Raw genomic sequence first — 18,625 nt, 5'->3', positions numbered from 1 at the left:
GATTCTTTTTATAAGCAAAGATCGATTACTCGATCTCTTATAAGCTTTGACCTACTGCATCTGCCTTTTTAATAGCGTCAATAAACTCTTCTTTTGTGAATGGGAAAGGTGCATTTTTCCACTCATTTGTTTTTGTAGCCGCTTCAGTCAAAGCTTCCAAATGGCTTTCATCCAAGTCCACATCCGCTAAAGTCACTGGTAAGCCGATTGATTTATTGAATTTTGCCATTTTCATTAAATTTTCTTCATCTTTGGCATATGCATACAATACTAATACACCAAAGGATACAACTTCGCCATGTAGATGGTGTCCATCACGTGTAATTGAGCAACTACCATTATAGAAGGCATGCGCAATGCTTGAATTATAATAATATTCTGGTTGGTTTGTTAAGTTTGAAACATATCCAGTTGATACGACAATATCCAAGGCAATAGCTTCGATTGCAGCTGAATTTGTATCATTTTTACAATCTTCCATACCTTGTTTACCATATTTCAACAATGGTGCAGTACAAGTTTTCGCCAATGCCAATCCCATTGTAGCCGTGTGATCTAAAATCTTTCCTTGTGTTGCGAATTCAACTTCACATTGTTTAGACAACGCATCCCCAATTCCGGCCCAGAAATATTCACTTGGTGCTTTTGCGATGACATCTGGATTGATAAAGATGTGTGCTGGACAATGAGGATATGAATAGTGGTCCAATGCTCCATTGTCATCATATACTACGGCAATAGCTGTAGCGGCCGAACAGTTTGAACAGATTGTTGGAAATGAAAAAACCATTTTGTCATTCATCTCAATGGATGCGGTTTTACAAGTATCGATAGCTTTTCCTCCACCAATCGCAAAGATAACATCGGCTTCTTGTACGTTTGAATTTGAAGTCAATTTATGTACGTTCGTCATAGTACATTCAATACCATATACAATTGAATCTGTAATAATAATATCAGTCTCTTTAATGGCTTCACGAATTCTTGGTTCAGTAGCCGCCAAAGCTCTTTTACCACCAATCAATACAACTTTTTTAACATTGTACTTTTCACATACACCTGGGATTTCGTTGTAACAACTTTCTCCGACTGAATAATTAGACATTTCAATTGTTTTCATAAACTTCTACTCCTTCTTTTACTTCAATACTTTTTGTATGATAATTCTTGTATACACCGACCGTTAAGAATGGAACGATAATGATTGCGATAGCTAAATATCCACAATATCCATATCCATATTTAATAATATTTGTTAATCCGGCTAAAGAAATTGTCATGGATACAATAATAATAAAGGCAGATACAATAATTCTTTTCTTTACTGGATTTTCTACATTCTTTAAAACACGCATATTTTCAAAGCGAGCCACAAATCCGAATGTTGTTGTTACTGCTGTAGAAATTAAGCAAAGTAATAAACAAATACCATATACAACAACCATCCAATTGGCATTCATCGTATTTAAACTCGTCAATGTAGGAAGAGTTGTTTCTCCATAAACACTCTTCCAAGAAATTAACATCAATACACTTAATACTAATGCGACAGCATTCATCACAAATGAGATCCACATTGCTTTTGAACAAGATTTTCGATCTGGTAAGATAGCTCCACATGCTACGATCGTTGGTAATGTCACACATTGAAAGCCTGCATATGTAAATGCATTTAAGATGGCTTTAGGCATATCCATAAAACCATTTACAGTAAAGTCATTTGCTAAAATAGCTCCAATATTTTGACCTTTCATGATTCCCATACCATAAATAACAATAGCTGTTACCAAAATAGCCATACCCATATATGTACTTGCCATACGAACCACGTCAGCTCCAAAAATTGTTAAGCAAAGAACAACAATTCCAACCGCAACGACACAAGCATAATAATTAAATCCAAAGTATTGTTGCAATGCACTTGCAGCTCCACTAATTGCTGCTGCAACAGCCATCAAAACCATGATATTAAAGAAGATCTCAAATAAGATTTCCAACTTATCGAATGGATGATATAAGTTTTCAAACAATTCCTTTGCACTTGTCAAATTTCTCTGGTTATACATCACCATGGCTTCTCGCATTGTCAATATCAATAGCAACATAGCTATTATGGCACTCACAATACCAGTCCATCCTAAACCTACATAATATGTATTTGCCTGATTTCCTGTGGCAAATCCACCTCCAGCATGTGCTGAGAATAATACAGCGCCTACCGAAAATATCGCCATTTTCCCAACTTTTTGTGCTTTCATAATTTTCCTCCTATAACGTGCACAACAAGCTAACAAAAAAACCAATCGTTTCTTGCTGCCTGTTTAGACAGAAGAGACGAAAGGTTAGAATTACAATACTTCCGCGGTACCACTCTTCTTCATTCATTTAAGAATGCACTCATTTCAGATGCTATCACATCCTGCTTTATTAACGTTAAGCCTACGTTCAAGTCTTATCAACCTGACCACTCCATGGTAAGTTCAAAGTTCAATCCTTTATGTCTTGCACCAACCGACAACTCTCTAACAAAGACTTTCCTTTTACTACTCCATTTCCTTGTGTTTTGTGCGTTTATAATAACACCACATTTTCATTTAAGCAAGCATTTTCTTACATTTATTTTCAGTAAATTCGAATCTATGTTTTACATCCATCGAAAAAATGGTACATATTACTCATATATACCCTCAATTTCTAATAATTTTTCTTTCTTCTCAATTCCACCTGCATATCCAGTTAAACTACTGTTGGATCCAATTACTCTATGACAAGGAATCAAAATCGAGAACTTATTATGTCCTACAGCACTTCCCACTGCTTGTGCTGACATTGATGGAGAAATCATTCTTGCGATGTCTTTATATGTCATAGTTTTACCATAGGGTATTTTAAGAAGTAGTTGCCAAACTTTCTTTTGAAACTTTGTTCCAATTAGATGCATTTTAGGCAAAACTTTTGGTTCATTACCACTAAAATAAAGATTTAACCATTCTTTTGTTTCTTTTAAAACAGCCGTTTCTTTTTCAACAGGGTCTATCAAACCATCCGCATAATATTTTTGATTTTCAAACCAAACACCAATCAATCCGATTTCATCAGCCGCCAATAACATTTTACCTAATGGTGAATCATAATATTGTATATACATAATCAAACCTCTATATATAGAAAAAAAGTCATCCGAAGATGACTTACTTTTTTTAATTGGTGGAGCGTATCGGGATCGAACCGATGACCCCCTGCGTGCAAGGCAGGTGCTCTCCCAGCTGAGCTAACACCCCATATATTCAGCAAATGGTGGGCCTGAATGGACTTGAACCAACGACCTCACCCTTATCAGGGGTGCGCTCTAACCACCTGAGCTACAGGCCCATTCGCTGAATGCCTATTTAATATATCATGCGATTTTATATTATGCAAGTCTTTTTTTGATTTTTTTTAAATATTATAATTAATCTAGTTTTAGACATCAGTATTGTCAGTTTAATGATTATAATCTTTTAAAATGGAGGTATCTTATGAGTCAAATAAAATGTCCCAATTGTGGAACTGTATTTCAGGTGGATGAGAGTCACTATCATGAAATCTTACAACAAGTCCGTAATGAAGAATTTGAAAAGGAATTAAAAGAAAGAGAAAAGAATTCAAACCAGGTTCTTCAGTCTAAACTTGAAAAAGAATATGAAGCTAAATTAAGTCAGAAAACTTTAGAAATCAAAGAGCTTCAGGCAAATAAAGAGCAAGAAATCATTTCTTTAAAAGAACAATTAAAGTCTACTGAACAAATTATCAAGAGTGAAACTGAAAAAGCTTATCAAGACCAATTAAACAAGAAAGAGCTTGAAATCAAACAGCTGCAATCGAACTTCAATCAGAAACAAAGTGATAAAGAGCAGGAAGTCATTTCATTAAAAGAAAAGCTAGAAGCAAGTACGCAGTTAACGAAAACTGAAACACAAAAAGAATATCAGGAGCAATTAAATCAAAAAGATTTAGAGATTTCTAAACTCAATGCCAAATTAGAACAGATTCTTTCACAGAATAAAATCCATGAATCTAAAGCTGAACAAGAATATAGATTGCAGCTGCAGGCAAAGGAAAATGAAATTCAAGCCTTAAAGAACAACATTTCAAACAACGAAAAAGTATTAAAGGCAAATCTAGAAAATACATACCAATCAAAGCTAAATGAAAAGAACCTTGAAATCCAGTCTTTAAAGCAAGATATGGATAAGGCTAAGGTTGAAAACGAATTGAATGTAAAGAGTATTAAACAAGATCTACAAAATCAAATCGAGCAGGATAAAATGAAATATCAGCTTCAAGAAAAGAGCTTGCAGGAAAAATACGATACTTTACTACAAACCAAAGATGAGCAAATTGCCTACTATAAAGATTTCAAATTAAAACAGTCTACTAAAATGATTGGTGAATCTTTAGAACAACATTGTGAAATTGAATTCAATAAACTTCGTGCTACTGGTTTTCAAAATGCATACTTTGAAAAAGATAATGATGCTCGTACAGGATCAAAGGGTGACTATATCTATCGTGAGTTAGACGAGAATGGTGTAGAAATCATTTCCATCATGTTTGAAATGAAAAACGAAAATGACAAAACAGCTACAAAACATAAGAATGAAGATTTCTTAAAAGAATTAGATAAAGACCGTAATGAAAAGAATTGTGAATATGCTGTTCTTGTTTCTATGTTAGAGCCAGAAAACGAATTATATAACACGGGTATTGTTGATAAATCGCATCGCTATCCAAAGATGTATGTGATTCGTCCTCAATTCTTTATTCCTATGATCACCATTTTAAGAAATGCTGCATTCAATTCTATGCAGTATAAAAATGAATTGCAGTTGATGCGTAATCAAAATATTGATATTACACATTTTGAAGAAAGCATGAATGATTTTAAACAAAAGTTCTCAAGAAATTATGAATTAGCTTCCAAAAAATTCAATACGGCTATCGAAGAGATTGATAAAACTATTTCACATCTTCAAAAGACAAAAGAAGCCTTACTATCAAGTGAAAGACAATTGCAATTGGCTAATAATAAAGCAGAGGATCTTACAATCAAGCGTTTAACTCGTAACAATCCTACAATGAAGCAGAAGTTTGATGAATTAAAGAAAGATAACAAATAAAGGACATTTCCAAATAGGAGATGTCCTCTTTTTTAAAACATATTCATGAATAATGAAATGATAATCCAAAGAATCGTAAATATTAAATATAAAAGGTTAGGAATTTGCTTAAAGAATCTTACATACCAATTCTCATTTGTCTTCTCTTCTTTAATAAATGCATTCACTTCCTTTGATTTTAGTATTATTGTAATGAGGCCATAAATCACAAGGGCAAGTACTAAAACTGTAATCAAAATATGATTTGAATATGCCGACATTAGAGCTAAAAAGTTATTTCCTGCATGTGCCAATATTGTTACTAATATACTATCTGTTTGTACATACATATAACATAGTACCAGTCCCATAAATAAAGCGGGTATGGCTTGTGTAATATTTAAATGTAAAAGTCCAAATAATAAAGAAGTCACAATAATCGCAAACATTTTATTATATTTCGACAATGTTTGTAGAATCATACCTCTAAATATCAACTCTTCAAATATAGGTGCAAGCACGACAACACTGATAAAAGTAAAAGTGTTATACATTAAACTGCCGTTTAACGAAAAATCTGGACTTGTATTTGGTAATCCAAATTTTGATAATAAAGCACCAATAATACCAATCGCATAATTCAGAAAATACATCATTGAAACAGTATCTATTGTCTCTTTGGGTTTAAATGTAAACTTCAAATCTTTGATATTTTGTTTAAAAGAACTACTCATAAACCATAATATGATGATTCCAGATATAAAAGAAATCAACATTTCAATGCAGGCATTGATTGCAGAATAATCATAATACAAAGAATACATAATTAAAGGCATTGCGACAAAGCTAAACAAAAAAGAGAGTGTCAGCTGCATAATAATATATAGCCATAATGAGCCTCCAACTTTACTTAATTCTTTATCGGGCATAAATTTAGGTGGTTGTTGCATAAAATCCCTACTTTCTTAAATTTATTCTAACACAAAAGAGGCTCTTAGGCCTCTTGTAAAATATGAAGTTTTCTTAATGATTCCTCAATTGAATCTAAATCTTCTTTTGATTGTGCACTCACCGTATGACAATGATATCCACTCGTTAGATCCGTTAAAGGTTTTGCCTGATTCTGTGAAATAGAATCAATGAATTCCTTGACTTGTTTTCTAGAACTAATGTTCATTTTAGCCTCTAACTTTCCATATACATCATGTTTGACAAATACATTTTCAATACAGCCACCACAATCTACGATCGCATTCATTTCTTCTTCCATACGATCATTCAAATGAAAACAAGAAAATACTCTTCGAACTCTTTGATGTGAACATACATATCCTTTGTGTGTCGCATAAATATGAACATTTCTTGCCTTTAATAAGGCAATATCCTGCACAATGACTTGTCTTGATACATTAAACTTTTTGGAAAGTTCACTTCCTGAAACTGGCACTTCGCTTTTTGAAATCGTGTCATAAATGGCTTGAAGTCTAGCTTCTTTTTCCATTTATTTCACCTGCAAGTTTTTTAAAGACAAATCTAAAATAGGTGCTGAATGCGTTAGAGCACCACTTGAAATATAGTCCACACCTAAGGCAGTTAATTTTTCAATATTCTCTTTTGTGACATTTCCAGAACATTCAGTTTCGGCTCTTCCATCGATGATTTCAATTGCTTTTTTCATATTTTCAACACTCATGTTATCTAACATGATAATATCCGCACCTGCTTCAACTGCTTCTTTAACCTGTTCTAAATTTTCTACTTCCACTTCAATTTTACGAACGAAAGAAGCATAATCCTTTGCCATCTTAACTGCATTCGTGATTGAACCAGCTGCTGCGATATGATTATCCTTCAACATAACACCATCTGATAAATTGTATCTATGGTTATTTCCACCACCAACACGAACTGCATATTTTTCAAACACACGCATATTTGGTGTTGTTTTTCTTGTGTCCAACAGCTTTGTCTTTGAACCCTTCAAATAAGATACGACACGATTTGTATAAGTGGCAATTCCACTCATTCTTTGAAGATAATTCAACGCAGTTCTTTCACCTGATAAAAGAACACGAACATCTCCAGACACTTCAGCCAATAATTGTCCGTTTTTAACGGCATCCCCATCTTTTACATAGAATTTCACTTCCATGTTTTCATCTAATAAATAAAAGACTCTTTCAAATACTTCAAGGCCTGCAATGATTCCTTCTTCTTTACAGATCAATTGTACCTGCCCATATTGATAGGAAGGCATGACTGCATTTGTTGAAACATCTTCACTTGTTATATCTTCCTGCAAAGCTTGGATCAATAAGTGATCCACATTTAAACGCATTGTATTCTTATCCACGAGCTTGTCTCTCTCTTTCTATTTCTTCAAGTACCATATCATGATATATTTTTTCTTGATTTGACAACTGATGTGACTTAATCACATTCGTCAAATGATCAAATTCACTAGTTGTTGCCGGTTTATTTTTCAATAAATCTTCAACAGCTCTTTTACCCCACACTAAAGATTCAAGTAAAGAGTTGCTAGCCAAGCGGTTTCTTCCGTGAACTCCGTTGCAACTCGTCTCTCCTACCGCATATAAGTGGGACATAGAAGTACGTGAATCTTTATCTACATGAATTCCACCCATAAAATAGTGCTGGGCTGGCGTAACAGGAATCCATTCTTTTGTACAATCATATCCTTCTTCCAAACACTTTTCATAAATGTGAGGAAAATGATTCTTAATGACTTCTTCACCTAAAACAGTCATATCCATCCAAACATAAGGCATATCATCCTTCTTCATTTGTTCGCGAATCTTTTGTGTCATGATATCGCGTGGCAACACTTCATTCGCAAAACGCTTTCCGTCTTTTCCATAAAGCTTAGCCCCTTCTCCACGAACCGATTCACTAATAAGGAAGGCTCTTCCTTTTTTCTTTGTATATAAAGTTGTTGGGTGAATCTGTACATAATCCACATTTTCTAATTTAATACCATGCTGGATTGCAATCGCAATGGCATCTCCCGTTAAGTGTGGATAGTTAGTTGAATGATCATATAATCCGCCGATTCCACCACACGCAAAGATTGTATAACCAGCTTCAATGCTCATTTCATTATTGTTGGCATCTTTCGCCAAAACACCATAACATACATTGTCCTTTTCAATAATGTCTGTCATGGTGACATATTCCATGATTGTAACATTCTCTAATTTGCGAACCGCATCTAATAAAGTGGATGTGATTTCTTTTCCCGTAATATCTTCATGGAATAAAATACGTGGCTTAGAATGTGCCCCTTCACGCGTGTAATCTAATTCACCATCTTTTGTCGCAAAATTAACACCATATCCAATCAGTTCATTAATAATGTCACGGCTTGAATTGATCATAATTTCAACAGATTCCTTACGATTTTCGTAATGCCCTGCCTTCATAGTATCTTCCATAAAAGAATCAAAATCATTTTTGTCTCTCAATACACAAATTCCACCTTGTGCTAAAAATGAATCACTATTTTCCGCATCAGATTTTGTCAACATTAGGACCTTTTTATCATTTGGAACATGTAAAGCTGCAAACAACCCACTTGCACCTGTTCCAACAATAACTATATCTGCCTCTAACTTTTCCATATTATTTTGCCAACTCCAACATTCTATCTAATGACTTTTCGGCCATAGCCTTCACTTCTTCATCTACAAACACTTCATTTGTCTCATTCAACAAACAATCATAAACTTTTTCCAAAGATACTTTTTTCATATTCATACAGATCAATTTATCGGATAATGGATAGAAAGTTTTATCTGGTGATTTCAACTGCATTTCATGAAGTACATCAAGTTCAGTGCCAATCACAAATTCTTTACTTGGATTGTCCACTGTATATTGAATCAATTCTGAAGTGCTTCCCGCAAAATCAGTTGCCTCAACAACTTCATTAACACACTCAGGATGAACAATGATTGGAACATTTGGATGTTCTTCACGTGCTTTTTCAACATCTTTTAATGTCACACGCTTATGTGTAATACAATATCCATCATTTAAGATAATATTCTTTTCAGGTACTTGTTTCTTCACATAAGCACCTAAGTTTCCGTCTGGAATAAAGAAAATATTTTTATTTGGAAGTGAACGAACAATCTTCACTGCGTTTGAACTTGTTACACAAATATCAGCCATTGTTTTTAGTTCAGCTGTTGAGTTGATATAACATACAATCGCTAAATCTTCATATTCTTCTTTAATCTTCTTAATAACAGCCTTACTTGCCATGTGTGCCATTGGACAATCTGCATTTAAATCTGGCATCAATACTTTCTTGTCTGGATTTAACATTTTGGCACTTTCACCCATAAATTTAACACCCGCAAATACAATAATATCTGCATCTGTATTTTTTGCTTTCTTTGCCAAAGCATATGAATCTCCGACAAAATCCGCTACATCTTGTACAGCTCCATCTACATAATAATGCGCTAAAATAATCGCATTTTTTTCCTTTTTTAATTTCAATACATCTTCTTTTAAAGACATGGAATTTTCCTCCCTTAAAAAATTTTACCGTTTTGAATTATACACCCAGGCTTTACATCTGACAAGACAGTTGTAAAGCCAATATTATATAAGTTATATATCACAATGAAATAAGCACGAAAAAAGCGATGAATCAAAAATCATCGCCTTAGTTTTTTGTCTGTAAAATGCTTGGTGCAATATAAGTACGAGTTTTGTACTCTGCATCTAAATCATACAAACCCTTGGCATCGTGTCCAAACAATTCAAATCGAGAAATTAAATCCGAAGCATTCTTTTCTTCTTCTCCTTGTTCTTTGACAAACCAATCCAAGAACTGCATAGTTCTAAAATCTTTTACTTCATAAGCTGCTGCGTAACAAGTATGAATCAATTCAGTTACGTATTGTTCATGTTTTAAGCCTGCTTTTAACGGATCACTTAGTTCATTTAAAGGAATATTAGGCTTATTAATAGCTTCCAAAACAACACTATGATCATTGTCTTGAAGATATTGCATCATCAATTGAGCATGTGCAATCTCTTCTTGTACTTGTACATGATACCAATTTGCGAAACCCTCTAAACTTTTATCATGATAATAATTTTCGAAATCCAAATACAAATAAGCAGAATATAATTCTTTATTAACTTGATTATTCAACAAGTCCGCTACTTTCTTACTCAACATAGCACATTCCTTCTTTCTGGCTACATCATACTCCTAGCGACAAGAAAAGCGTAGTGATATGCTCTCACAACGCTTCATTTACACATTTCATTAAACTATCAACATCCTTATCGTTTGGATGTTTTAAAGCTTCATCAAAATTCTTCAACATTTCAGAATTCGATTCAAACTTTGCACGAATTGCCAAAGGCATCTTACCTTGACACATCCATGTTCCTTTAACGCAGTTGGATGCATCTAAATGATTTTGAACATTTTTTAAAATCATCTCAAAATATTCTTTAGATTTACCAAAACCAGCCGTTCCAAACAAGAAAACATTTTGATTACGTAGTGTAGAAAGATATTGTTTCATTTGATCATCACAATCTCCCTTATCACACCAGAATCCAATGCACAACAAATCTACAGGTTCTAAATTTTGTGTATTTTCTACAGGTACACAATATTTTGACTCCATAAAATTCAAGCTGTTTGCCAAAGATTGTGTATTCCCTGTTTTTGAACTATATACAATTCCTATCATAAAATATACCCTTTCATAAGTAGCGATTACGCCATGCATAATACTCTTCATCTTTTTCCATATCAATACCATGGTCATTTTCATAAACTTCAAACGTATTCTGATGAAATAGTGAAATAAAATCATTTCTTGAAATCTTTGAATGCCATTGACTATGCCATATATATACTTTATCTTTTTCCATTTTAATCAACGCACGATTTTCTAAACATATTAGTGCATGACTATCTTTTAATTTTTCAAATGCCTCTATTATTTCCATAGAATTATTTTAGCACAACTTTCAAGGATAAGAAAAGGTAGCCGAAGCTACCATGAGATATTATTATTCGTAATGATCTTTTAATTCTTGGAAATAAGCCTGTGGATGATTACATACTGGACATACTAATGGGGCTGTTTCGCCATAGTGAATGTGTCCACAATTCAAACAAATCCAAACAGTTGAAGTTGCCTTTTTAAACATTGCATCTTTTTCAACATCTTTCAACATAGCTTTATAACGAGCTTCGTGATGTTTTTCAATAGCCCCTACGCCTTCGAACAAGGCAGCAATATCATCAAAGCCTTCTTCACGAGCTTCTTTAGCCATTGTTGCGTACATATCTGTCCACTCATAGTTTTCACCTGCAGCCGCATCTTTTAGATTTTCTGTTGTTGTAGGAACTTTTCCACCATGCAAAGCCTTAAACCACAATTTTGCGTGTTCTTTTTCATTATTTGATGTTTCAGTGAAAATGTTCTGAATCTTTACATAACCATCTTTTTTAGCTTGTGAAGCATAATATTGATACTTAACACATGCCTGAGATTCCCCTGCAAAAGCAGTCATTAAATTCTTTTCTGTTTTAGATCCTTTTAATTCCATAATAAAGACCTCCTATCTGTCTTTATTTTAAATCAACTCAACATATTTTTCCATTAAAACGCATAAGAAAAAGACAAATCCTAAGACTTGTCTTTTCTAATCATTATTTGACCATGATGGTGTATCATTGCCTCTTCGTACTAAAATAGCTTTTTGGAATTCGGTTTGATTCAAGAACTCTAAAATACGCATCGTTTCTTCTTCTGTACATCCTATCAATAATTTGACGATACAATCCTTCTTAAGAATGTCAGCTGTAATCGCAATCGCATCTACATTATTTGTTGCGATAGAACCTTTGAAAACATCAATAGGTTTTTGATCTGAACCAAATGTATCTGAAAGAAAACCGTAATCTACAGGATAGACTAAATTTGTAAATTTATAGTGAGTACTTCCTTTTGGTCGGTCAATCGTACAACTGCTAGACAACAATAGTGTATCAAGCTTTTGCCAAAAGTATGCGTTATTTTCTAATTGCTGCATAATAACCTCCTGTCTTGTAATAGTCTATAGATTATTATAGCATTTACAAAATTATTTACAATACAAGAAAAGTTTTTTCAATATTCTTGGAAGAAAGATTTGATTGTTTCATGGTTTTTAGTACAATTTAGTGCAAGCATCAATAAAATCCTTGCCTTCTGCGCTGAAAATTTATAGGCCGGAATAGTGACTCTTTTAGAATCAAAAAATTCTGAATCAAAGACAGCTCCCTCTAATACGCGACTTGCACGTACGACTGTACATTCTCCTGTATAATTTTCTAAAACTTCTTTAATTTTTGTTGGATAATTCCCTGAACCTGTTCCTGCTAGAACTAGGCCATCATACGTACCTAACATAAATTTTAACAATTCAGGATCCGAATCTGTGTGCACATAAAAAATTTCTACTTTAGGCAAGTCATCAAATTCCATTTTTGAAAAAATGGTTTGGAATGTATGTTTTTTAAATGGTGCATTCAGTAAATACACATGATCATCACGCATATATCCTAGAGAGCCAAATTCACCCATTTTAAATGCATCGGTTTTATAGCTATTTGTTTTCTGTAAATCTCTACCTGAATAGATTGTATCAGAAATCACAGCTAAAACACCGGCTTGCCAAGCTTCCATATGACATGCTAAAGCTACTGCTTGATATAAATTCATAGGTCCATCTGCACTTGTTGCAGTTGCAGGTCGCATCGACCCTGTTAGGACAACAGGTTTATGACATGCCAAAGTAAGATTTAAAAAGAAGGCTGTTTCTTCTAATGTATCTGTACCGTGTGTAATAACAATTCCATCCACATAGCGATCTTTTTCTAATTCATGACAAATTTTTCTTAATTCAATCCATTTATCTAAACCCATATCATTAGAATCTACATTGTATAATTGAATCGTATTTAGATTTGCCAAATCACGAATTTGTGGAATACTTTTAACAATTTCTTCCACATCAAAAGTGCCCGCCTCATAATTCGCACTTTTGCCTAAACTTCCTCGACCAGCAATTGTTCCGCCTGTCGCAATGATTGTAATATTCTTCTTATTCATATGTTTCTAAAAACTCCCAGAACTCTTGTGTATCTGCCAAATCAAAATCAACGGTAGAATCAACATCCCATAAACTGACTGAATGATCATCTTCACTATAACCAATACCTGCATGTGTGGCCTTGCCATTTTCAATCACATATAATGTTGGTGTATAAAGGAAATATGGAGCCATATCCAAAAGAATCTTTCCATCTTCTGTCGAGCTTTGTAGCTGCTTAGAATCCTGGCTAATTTTACTAAAGCCATAGTTTGTTGAATCAATCTTATATAAAACAAGATTTGGATGTTCATCCTTTGTTTGTTTGATATATTCTTGTAAAGATTCACAATAAGGACAATTTTCTCTTTCAATAATTAACACAAAAGAGTCTTTATGATCTAATTTTTTCTGTAATTTTGTTGCCGTAATTTTTTTAATTTCGAAAGGTTCTTTTGAAGAACATCCAACAAGCCCAATGCACAGAACAAAAGCACAAAATATAGTTAATAGTTTTTTCATCGAACAACCTACTTTCTAATACCATCCATAAATTTAGTCAAACTAAAAGCCAATGCCTCTAGTTTTTCACTTCCTGTCTGTAAGGCCATCTGAAAAGACATGGCACGATCAGCACTCGAAAAAATTCCAATCATACCTTGCTCATAAAGTGATTGATAACCTAAGCCTAAAGCCCCACTCAAACAAACACATGGCACATTATAGGATCTTGCCAATTGGGCAATTCCTAGTGGCAATTTACCATACAATGTCTGCGCATCCGTCTGACCTTCTCCAGTAATGACTAAATCAGCATCTTGAAGATGATTTTTTAAGCCAGAATATTCTATAACTAAATCGATACCCGAAGTTCTTTTTGCCTTCATAACACCCAACAATACACATCCAATGCCTCCAGCCGCTCCTGAACCTTCAAATTCATTCACATTCACATGGAATGTCTGTTTCAATTTCGTACAATAATGAGCCATTCCTTTTTCGACTTCTGCCATTTGATTTAAATAAATTCCTTTTTGTTTCCCAAAAATATAAGTAGCCCCATTCTTCCCCAATAAATAATTCTTTACATCACAAGCACAAACGATTTCTACATCTTTTGGTAATCTTGCATAACGCTTATCAATAAAAGCTATTTGACTAAGAGCATATACGCTTGGTACAAGCAATTCTCTTTTTGAATTATAAAAGCGAACCCCAAATTCATTTAAAATTCCCATACCACCATCATTTGTTGCACTGCCACCTAAGCCAATAATAATTTTTTTACATCCTCTAGAAAGTGCGTCTTTCATCATGATACCCACACCTTTACTTGATGCGATCATTGGATTTCTTTTTTCTTTAGGTGTCATATTCAGTCCGATGCAGCTAGCCACATCCATTATGGCAAGTTGACCATCTTGAGAAATACAGTATGTCGTAAATACATTTTTACCATAGGCATCCACAGTTAATACGTCTATTGTCTTTCCTTGAATGATATCGCAAAACACCATAGCCGTTCCTTCTCCGCCATCGGCCATAGGAAAAGTTAAAACTTCATGTTTATTATTTGCCTTTAATATTCCTTTTTTTATACTTTCTTCGACTTCTTTTGAAGACATACAACCTTTAAAAGAGTCACACGCAACAATTATTTTCATGCGTACATTTTACCATATGCCACAAAAAATAAACACTTTTTTAATTTTTCAGTTTCATAAGTTTAAATATCCATAGTTAATACTTTATTGTTGCTTGAAAAGCAAGATGTCATATGGGATAATATTTTAGTGAAAATCTATACGTGATTTTATTCACAAAGGAGAATCAATAATCATGGAAAAAAAACATGTCGTTATAGGGGTGTCTGGAGGTATTGCAGCCTACAAAGCTTGCGATCTTGTCAGCAAATTATCCAAAAAAGATTATGAAATCAAAGTTGTCATGACAAAACATGCTCAAGAATTTGTCAAACCAATCAACTTTGAATCTTTGAGTAAACATAAATGTGAAGTTTCTTTGTTTGACGAAACAAATGAAGATCCAATTGCCCACATTACTTTAGCTAAATGGGCTGATATCATGGTGCTAGTTCCGGCTACAGCCAATATCATTGCCAAAGTTGTTCATGGTATTGCGGATGATATTGTTTCAACAACATTCTTGGCTTGTCATACTAAAAAATTAATTTGTCCGGCAATGAATGTTCATATGTATGAGAATGAGGTCACCCAAAGAAATATTAAACTTGCCAAAGAACTTGGCTATAAATTTGTAGAACCCGTTGTTGGTCATTTGGCATGTAATGATACTGGAAAAGGTAAGCTTGCTGATGTGCAAGATATTGTGTCTGCCATTGATCATGAGTTTGAATTGGAACAAACATTAAAAGGGAAAAACGTTTTAGTTTCTGCAGGTCCTACGCAGGAAGCTTTAGATCCTGTTCGTTTTTTAAGCAATCATTCAAGTGGTAAACAAGGGTATGCGATTGCCAAAGCCGCAAAAGCTCTAGGTGCCAATGTAACTTTAGTTGCAGGTCCTACTGCTTTAGAAGATCTTAATGATGTTAATATGGTACACGTAACAAGTGCGCAAGATATGTTTGATGCGATCACATCGAGACTCGATGTTCAAAACTATATCATCATGGCGGCAGCGGTTGCGGATTACAGACCTGAAATAGTCGCAGATCAAAAAATCAAAAAGTCAGATGAAGAGGTTACTTTTCATTTTGTGAAAAACCCAGATATCTTAGCTTACATTGGACAACATAAAAAAGAGAATCAAGTCATTTGCGGTTTTGCGATGGAAACTCAGAATTTAGAGGAAAATGCGCGAAAAAAACTAGAGTCCAAAAATTGTGATATGTTGATTGCGAATAACTTATTCACAAGTGGTGCTGGTTTTCAGACAGATACAAATGTTGTGACTTTATTAAGAAAGAATGATACGCAACATTTGCCTAAGTGTTCAAAAGAAGAATTGGGATATAAAATTCTAGAAACGATGAAAGAGATTGAGATGGAGAAATAATATGCTTGTAACAGTAGATATTGGAAATACAAATATTACGATTGGCATTTTTGATAAAGAGGATTTAATTGGTACATATCGATTAACGACAAAAGTAAGAAGAACGAGTGATGAATATGGTTTTATGTTAAAAAATTTTTTGGATCGTTCTAATGTACATGAAAAACAAATTGATGCCGTTATTGTTTCAAGTGTTGTTCCTAAAGTGATGCATTCCTTCACAAATGGAATCAAAAAATTTGTTGGTATCGAACCACTTATTGTTGGTCCTGGTATTAAGAGTGGTATCAGTGTTCAATTAGAAAACCCTAGAAATGTTGGCGCAGACCGTATTGCCGATTGTGCTGGTGCATTCAGTGAATATGGAGGACCTATTCTAGTGGCCGATTTTGGAACAGCTACAACTTATGACTATGTAGATGAAAATGGTTGTTTTAAAGCTGGTGCCATTGGTGTTGGTATTGAAACAGGAGCAAATGCATTATGGGGACAAACGGCACAACTTCCTGAAATTGAGATCAAACGTCCAAAAACTATCTTGGCAAGAAATACACAAACAGAAATGCAAGCTGGTGTATTTTATCAATTTTTGGGCGGAGTTGAATATACAATTGCTCAATTCAAAAAAGAAGTTGGTAAAGACATGAAAGTCATTGCAACTGGTGGTTTAGGAAGAATTGTTTGTAACTACACAAAATCCATTGATGTATATGATCCAAACCTAATTTTCAAAGGATTAAAAGTTATATATGAAAAGAACAAAGACTAATAAGCTCTTTGTTCTTTTTTTAACCATTTTTTATATGTATGTTCAATTAAAAATGCACCTAATGGAGCTGTAATCAAGATGGATAAAACAGCTACGGTCAATACAATTTGTCCACATTCTAGTCCTGCAGTCAAAGGAACTGAGCCAATTGCTGCTTGAACAGTAGCCTTAGGGCAATATGCGATCATGCAAAATAAGCGTTCTGATTTTGTCAAAGATGTTTTTAACAAACAAATAAATACTCCAAGCATTCTAAATAAAAGCACGCCAAATATCAACAGAATAGCCATAACGCCTGCTTTTAATGCATAAAAAATATTTACACAAGCTCCAACTAACACAAATAATAAGACTTCAGCACCTACCCATAACTTATTAAATTTAACGGATAGTCGTTTGGATGCAACTGAATGATTTCTTTGAAGGAAAATTCCCATAAACATAATCGCAATTAATCCTGAAAATGGAATTGGTAAAGCATCCTCAAATGTCACTAGAATAAATGCCACACTTAGTAGAACTAAAATCTTTATAGTATCTCGCATATGATTTTTCTTAAAGAAGATTGCAAAACCTTTTCCTAATAATGCTCCACATATAATACCAGTTAGAATGGATAGTGGAATATTCACAAAGCTTAATATATTCACGCTTTCTCCTTGGGCTAAACTAAGAAATGCCGTAAACATCACAATCACAAATACATCATCTACACTTGCTCCAGCTAAAATCAATTGTGGAATACTTTCTTTCGTTCCATATCCTTCATCCATAAGTTGTAACATTTTTGGAACAATAACTGCAGGACTTACGGCTGCAACAACGCTTCCCATAATAGCAGCATCTAATAAAGAAATTCCTAATAATTTTGGCGCCAACAAAATCATTCCAACCATCTCAAAACAAGCTGGCACAAAACACATCAATATGGCTGGTCTTCCTACCCTTTTTAAATCACTTAAATCAAGATTCAATCCGGCTCGCATTAATATAATAATTAGAGCAATCTTTCTTAATTCACTGGATATGTTCAACAATGAAGAATCAATCAAGCCAAGACAATAAGGTCCTAAAAGAATTCCTGTAAATATCATTCCTAATAGCCCAGGTAATCTCATCTTTTTACATAACCAAGATAAAAACATTCCTGCAAGAAAAATATAAGATAGACTGATCAGCATTTTATCTCTCCTTTCAAAACGCAGAAAAGCTGATGGTTTCCGCGTTAAAAACACAGAAGTCATCAGCTTATAAAAGCGGTTTTAGTTTACAACTAAGGGAGAACTTCATTCCCAATGAGATTATACTACGACATCTAAGCTTTCATCAATAACTTTTTAATCGATTCTTCGCTCACTGAGAAAATGGATGCGATAACTTTAACACTAAAACCTTTGTCTAGCATGATTTGATATACTTCAAATTGATTTAGTTCAATACCTTGTTCAGTGCCTTGCTTGATACCATATGGATTCCTCTGTTTGTTGATTATTCAAACATTTCATAGAATGCTCTGCACACTTTTACATCTCCTTTCTCGCTTTTC

Annotated in this window: 20 protein-coding genes, 2 tRNA genes, 1 riboswitch and 1 other annotated feature; of the genes, 3 read left to right on the top strand and 19 right to left on the bottom strand. The window is 33.9% G+C overall.

Going from position 1 to position 18,625, the window contains the following annotated elements:
- Positions 1-37 precede the first annotated feature (37 nt).
- From KTQ83_RS04255 to KTQ83_RS04235, 5 genes are all read right to left on the bottom strand, one after another.
- A complete protein-coding gene (locus KTQ83_RS04255; protein WP_117925556.1) occupies positions 38-1,120 on the bottom strand; it encodes an iron-containing alcohol dehydrogenase family protein in 1,083 nt (360 codons plus the stop codon).
- The gene (locus KTQ83_RS04250) at positions 1,107-2,258 is read right to left on the bottom strand and encodes a YkvI family membrane protein (protein ID WP_217256090.1); all 1,152 of its coding nucleotides are present in this window, start codon (positions 2,256-2,258) and stop codon (positions 1,107-1,109) included. Before KTQ83_RS04250 ends, KTQ83_RS04255 begins: the two co-directional genes overlap by 14 nt.
- Before the next feature lie 69 nt (positions 2,259-2,327).
- Positions 2,328-2,566, bottom strand: a binding site (T-box leader).
- A gap of 105 nt (positions 2,567-2,671) precedes the next feature.
- On the bottom strand, positions 2,672-3,148 hold the full coding sequence (locus KTQ83_RS04245) for a methylated-DNA--[protein]-cysteine S-methyltransferase (RefSeq protein ID WP_244975767.1): 477 nt from the start codon (positions 3,146-3,148) through the stop codon (positions 2,672-2,674).
- A 57-nt stretch (positions 3,149-3,205) separates the two neighbouring features.
- Positions 3,206-3,281: transfer RNA gene (locus tag KTQ83_RS04240), tRNA-Ala, on the bottom strand.
- A 14-nt stretch (positions 3,282-3,295) separates the two neighbouring features.
- Positions 3,296-3,372 (bottom strand) — tRNA-Ile (locus KTQ83_RS04235).
- A 146-nt stretch (positions 3,373-3,518) separates the two neighbouring features.
- Here KTQ83_RS04235 and KTQ83_RS04230 point away from each other — a divergent pair.
- A complete protein-coding gene (locus KTQ83_RS04230; RefSeq protein WP_217256089.1) occupies positions 3,519-5,159 on the top strand; it encodes a DUF2130 domain-containing protein in 1,641 nt (546 codons plus the stop codon).
- A gap of 32 nt (positions 5,160-5,191) precedes the next feature.
- On the opposite strand, the gene KTQ83_RS04225 is transcribed toward KTQ83_RS04230, so the two are convergent.
- The 13 genes from KTQ83_RS04225 to KTQ83_RS04165 all read right to left on the bottom strand — a co-directional run bounded on the left by KTQ83_RS04225 (position 5,192) and on the right by KTQ83_RS04165 (position 14,938).
- Positions 5,192-6,088, bottom strand: coding sequence for a CPBP family intramembrane glutamic endopeptidase (locus tag KTQ83_RS04225; RefSeq protein ID WP_217256088.1), 897 nt, complete (start codon positions 6,086-6,088; stop codon positions 5,192-5,194).
- Positions 6,089-6,132: 44 nt separating this feature from the next.
- Positions 6,133-6,639, bottom strand: a complete 507-nt coding sequence (locus KTQ83_RS04220) for a transcription repressor NadR (protein WP_117926133.1) — start codon at positions 6,637-6,639, stop codon at positions 6,133-6,135.
- Positions 6,640-7,491: a carboxylating nicotinate-nucleotide diphosphorylase gene (gene nadC / locus KTQ83_RS04215; RefSeq protein WP_217256087.1), complete on the bottom strand. Its 852-nt coding sequence runs from the start codon at positions 7,489-7,491 to the stop codon at positions 6,640-6,642.
- Positions 7,484-8,776 carry an L-aspartate oxidase gene (locus KTQ83_RS04210; RefSeq protein WP_217256086.1) on the bottom strand — a complete coding sequence of 431 codons (1,293 nt, stop codon included), beginning with the start codon at positions 8,774-8,776 and terminating at the stop codon, positions 7,484-7,486. Before KTQ83_RS04210 ends, nadC begins: the two co-directional genes overlap by 8 nt.
- Before the next feature lies 1 nt (position 8,777).
- Positions 8,778-9,683 carry a quinolinate synthase NadA gene (gene nadA / locus KTQ83_RS04205; protein ID WP_217256085.1) on the bottom strand — a complete coding sequence of 302 codons (906 nt, stop codon included), beginning with the start codon at positions 9,681-9,683 and terminating at the stop codon, positions 8,778-8,780.
- A gap of 148 nt (positions 9,684-9,831) precedes the next feature.
- On the bottom strand, positions 9,832-10,353 hold the full coding sequence (locus KTQ83_RS04200; RefSeq protein ID WP_117926129.1) for a ferritin: 522 nt from the start codon (positions 10,351-10,353) through the stop codon (positions 9,832-9,834).
- A gap of 64 nt (positions 10,354-10,417) precedes the next feature.
- Complete coding sequence (bilS, locus tag KTQ83_RS04195; protein ID WP_117926135.1) at positions 10,418-10,879, bottom strand: flavodoxin family protein BilS; 462 nt, start codon at positions 10,877-10,879, stop codon at positions 10,418-10,420.
- Between the two features lie 13 nt (positions 10,880-10,892).
- Positions 10,893-11,141, bottom strand: coding sequence for a hypothetical protein (locus KTQ83_RS04190; protein WP_117926128.1), 249 nt, complete (start codon positions 11,139-11,141; stop codon positions 10,893-10,895).
- 63 nt (positions 11,142-11,204) lie between these two features.
- The gene (gene rbr, locus KTQ83_RS04185; protein ID WP_117926126.1) at positions 11,205-11,747 is read right to left on the bottom strand and encodes a rubrerythrin; all 543 of its coding nucleotides are present in this window, start codon (positions 11,745-11,747) and stop codon (positions 11,205-11,207) included.
- A 96-nt stretch (positions 11,748-11,843) separates the two neighbouring features.
- Positions 11,844-12,233: an Inorganic pyrophosphatase gene (locus KTQ83_RS04180; protein ID WP_117926124.1), complete on the bottom strand. Its 390-nt coding sequence runs from the start codon at positions 12,231-12,233 to the stop codon at positions 11,844-11,846.
- 77 nt (positions 12,234-12,310) lie between these two features.
- Positions 12,311-13,294: an asparaginase gene (locus KTQ83_RS04175; RefSeq protein ID WP_117926122.1), complete on the bottom strand. Its 984-nt coding sequence runs from the start codon at positions 13,292-13,294 to the stop codon at positions 12,311-12,313.
- The gene (locus KTQ83_RS04170; protein ID WP_186998953.1) at positions 13,287-13,796 is read right to left on the bottom strand and encodes a hypothetical protein; all 510 of its coding nucleotides are present in this window, start codon (positions 13,794-13,796) and stop codon (positions 13,287-13,289) included. Before KTQ83_RS04170 ends, KTQ83_RS04175 begins: the two co-directional genes overlap by 8 nt.
- A gap of 8 nt (positions 13,797-13,804) precedes the next feature.
- Complete coding sequence (locus KTQ83_RS04165; protein ID WP_117926118.1) at positions 13,805-14,938, bottom strand: glycerate kinase; 1,134 nt, start codon at positions 14,936-14,938, stop codon at positions 13,805-13,807.
- A gap of 175 nt (positions 14,939-15,113) precedes the next feature.
- On the opposite strand from KTQ83_RS04165, the gene coaBC reads away from it, so the two are divergent.
- Entirely contained in the window at positions 15,114-16,310 is a 1,197-nt protein-coding gene (gene coaBC, locus KTQ83_RS04160) for a bifunctional phosphopantothenoylcysteine decarboxylase/phosphopantothenate--cysteine ligase CoaBC (RefSeq protein WP_117926116.1), read from the top strand.
- Between the two features lies 1 nt (position 16,311).
- Positions 16,312-17,079, top strand: a complete 768-nt coding sequence (locus KTQ83_RS04155; protein WP_117926114.1) for a type III pantothenate kinase — start codon at positions 16,312-16,314, stop codon at positions 17,077-17,079.
- Here the strand turns inward: KTQ83_RS04155 and KTQ83_RS04150 are convergent.
- Positions 17,076-18,260, bottom strand: a complete 1,185-nt coding sequence (locus KTQ83_RS04150; RefSeq protein ID WP_186998955.1) for a cation:proton antiporter — start codon at positions 18,258-18,260, stop codon at positions 17,076-17,078. The genes KTQ83_RS04155 and KTQ83_RS04150 overlap by 4 nt on opposite strands.
- Positions 18,261-18,306: 46 nt before the next feature.
- Positions 18,307-18,382, bottom strand: a riboswitch (Fluoride riboswitch).
- Positions 18,383-18,625: the final 243 nt, after the last annotated feature.

The sequence above is a fragment of the Holdemanella porci genome, assembly GCF_019052655.1.
Taxonomy (GTDB): domain Bacteria; phylum Bacillota_I; class Bacilli_A; order Erysipelotrichales; family Erysipelotrichaceae; genus Holdemanella; species Holdemanella hominis.
This window is presented reverse-complemented; position numbering and strand designations above follow the sequence as displayed.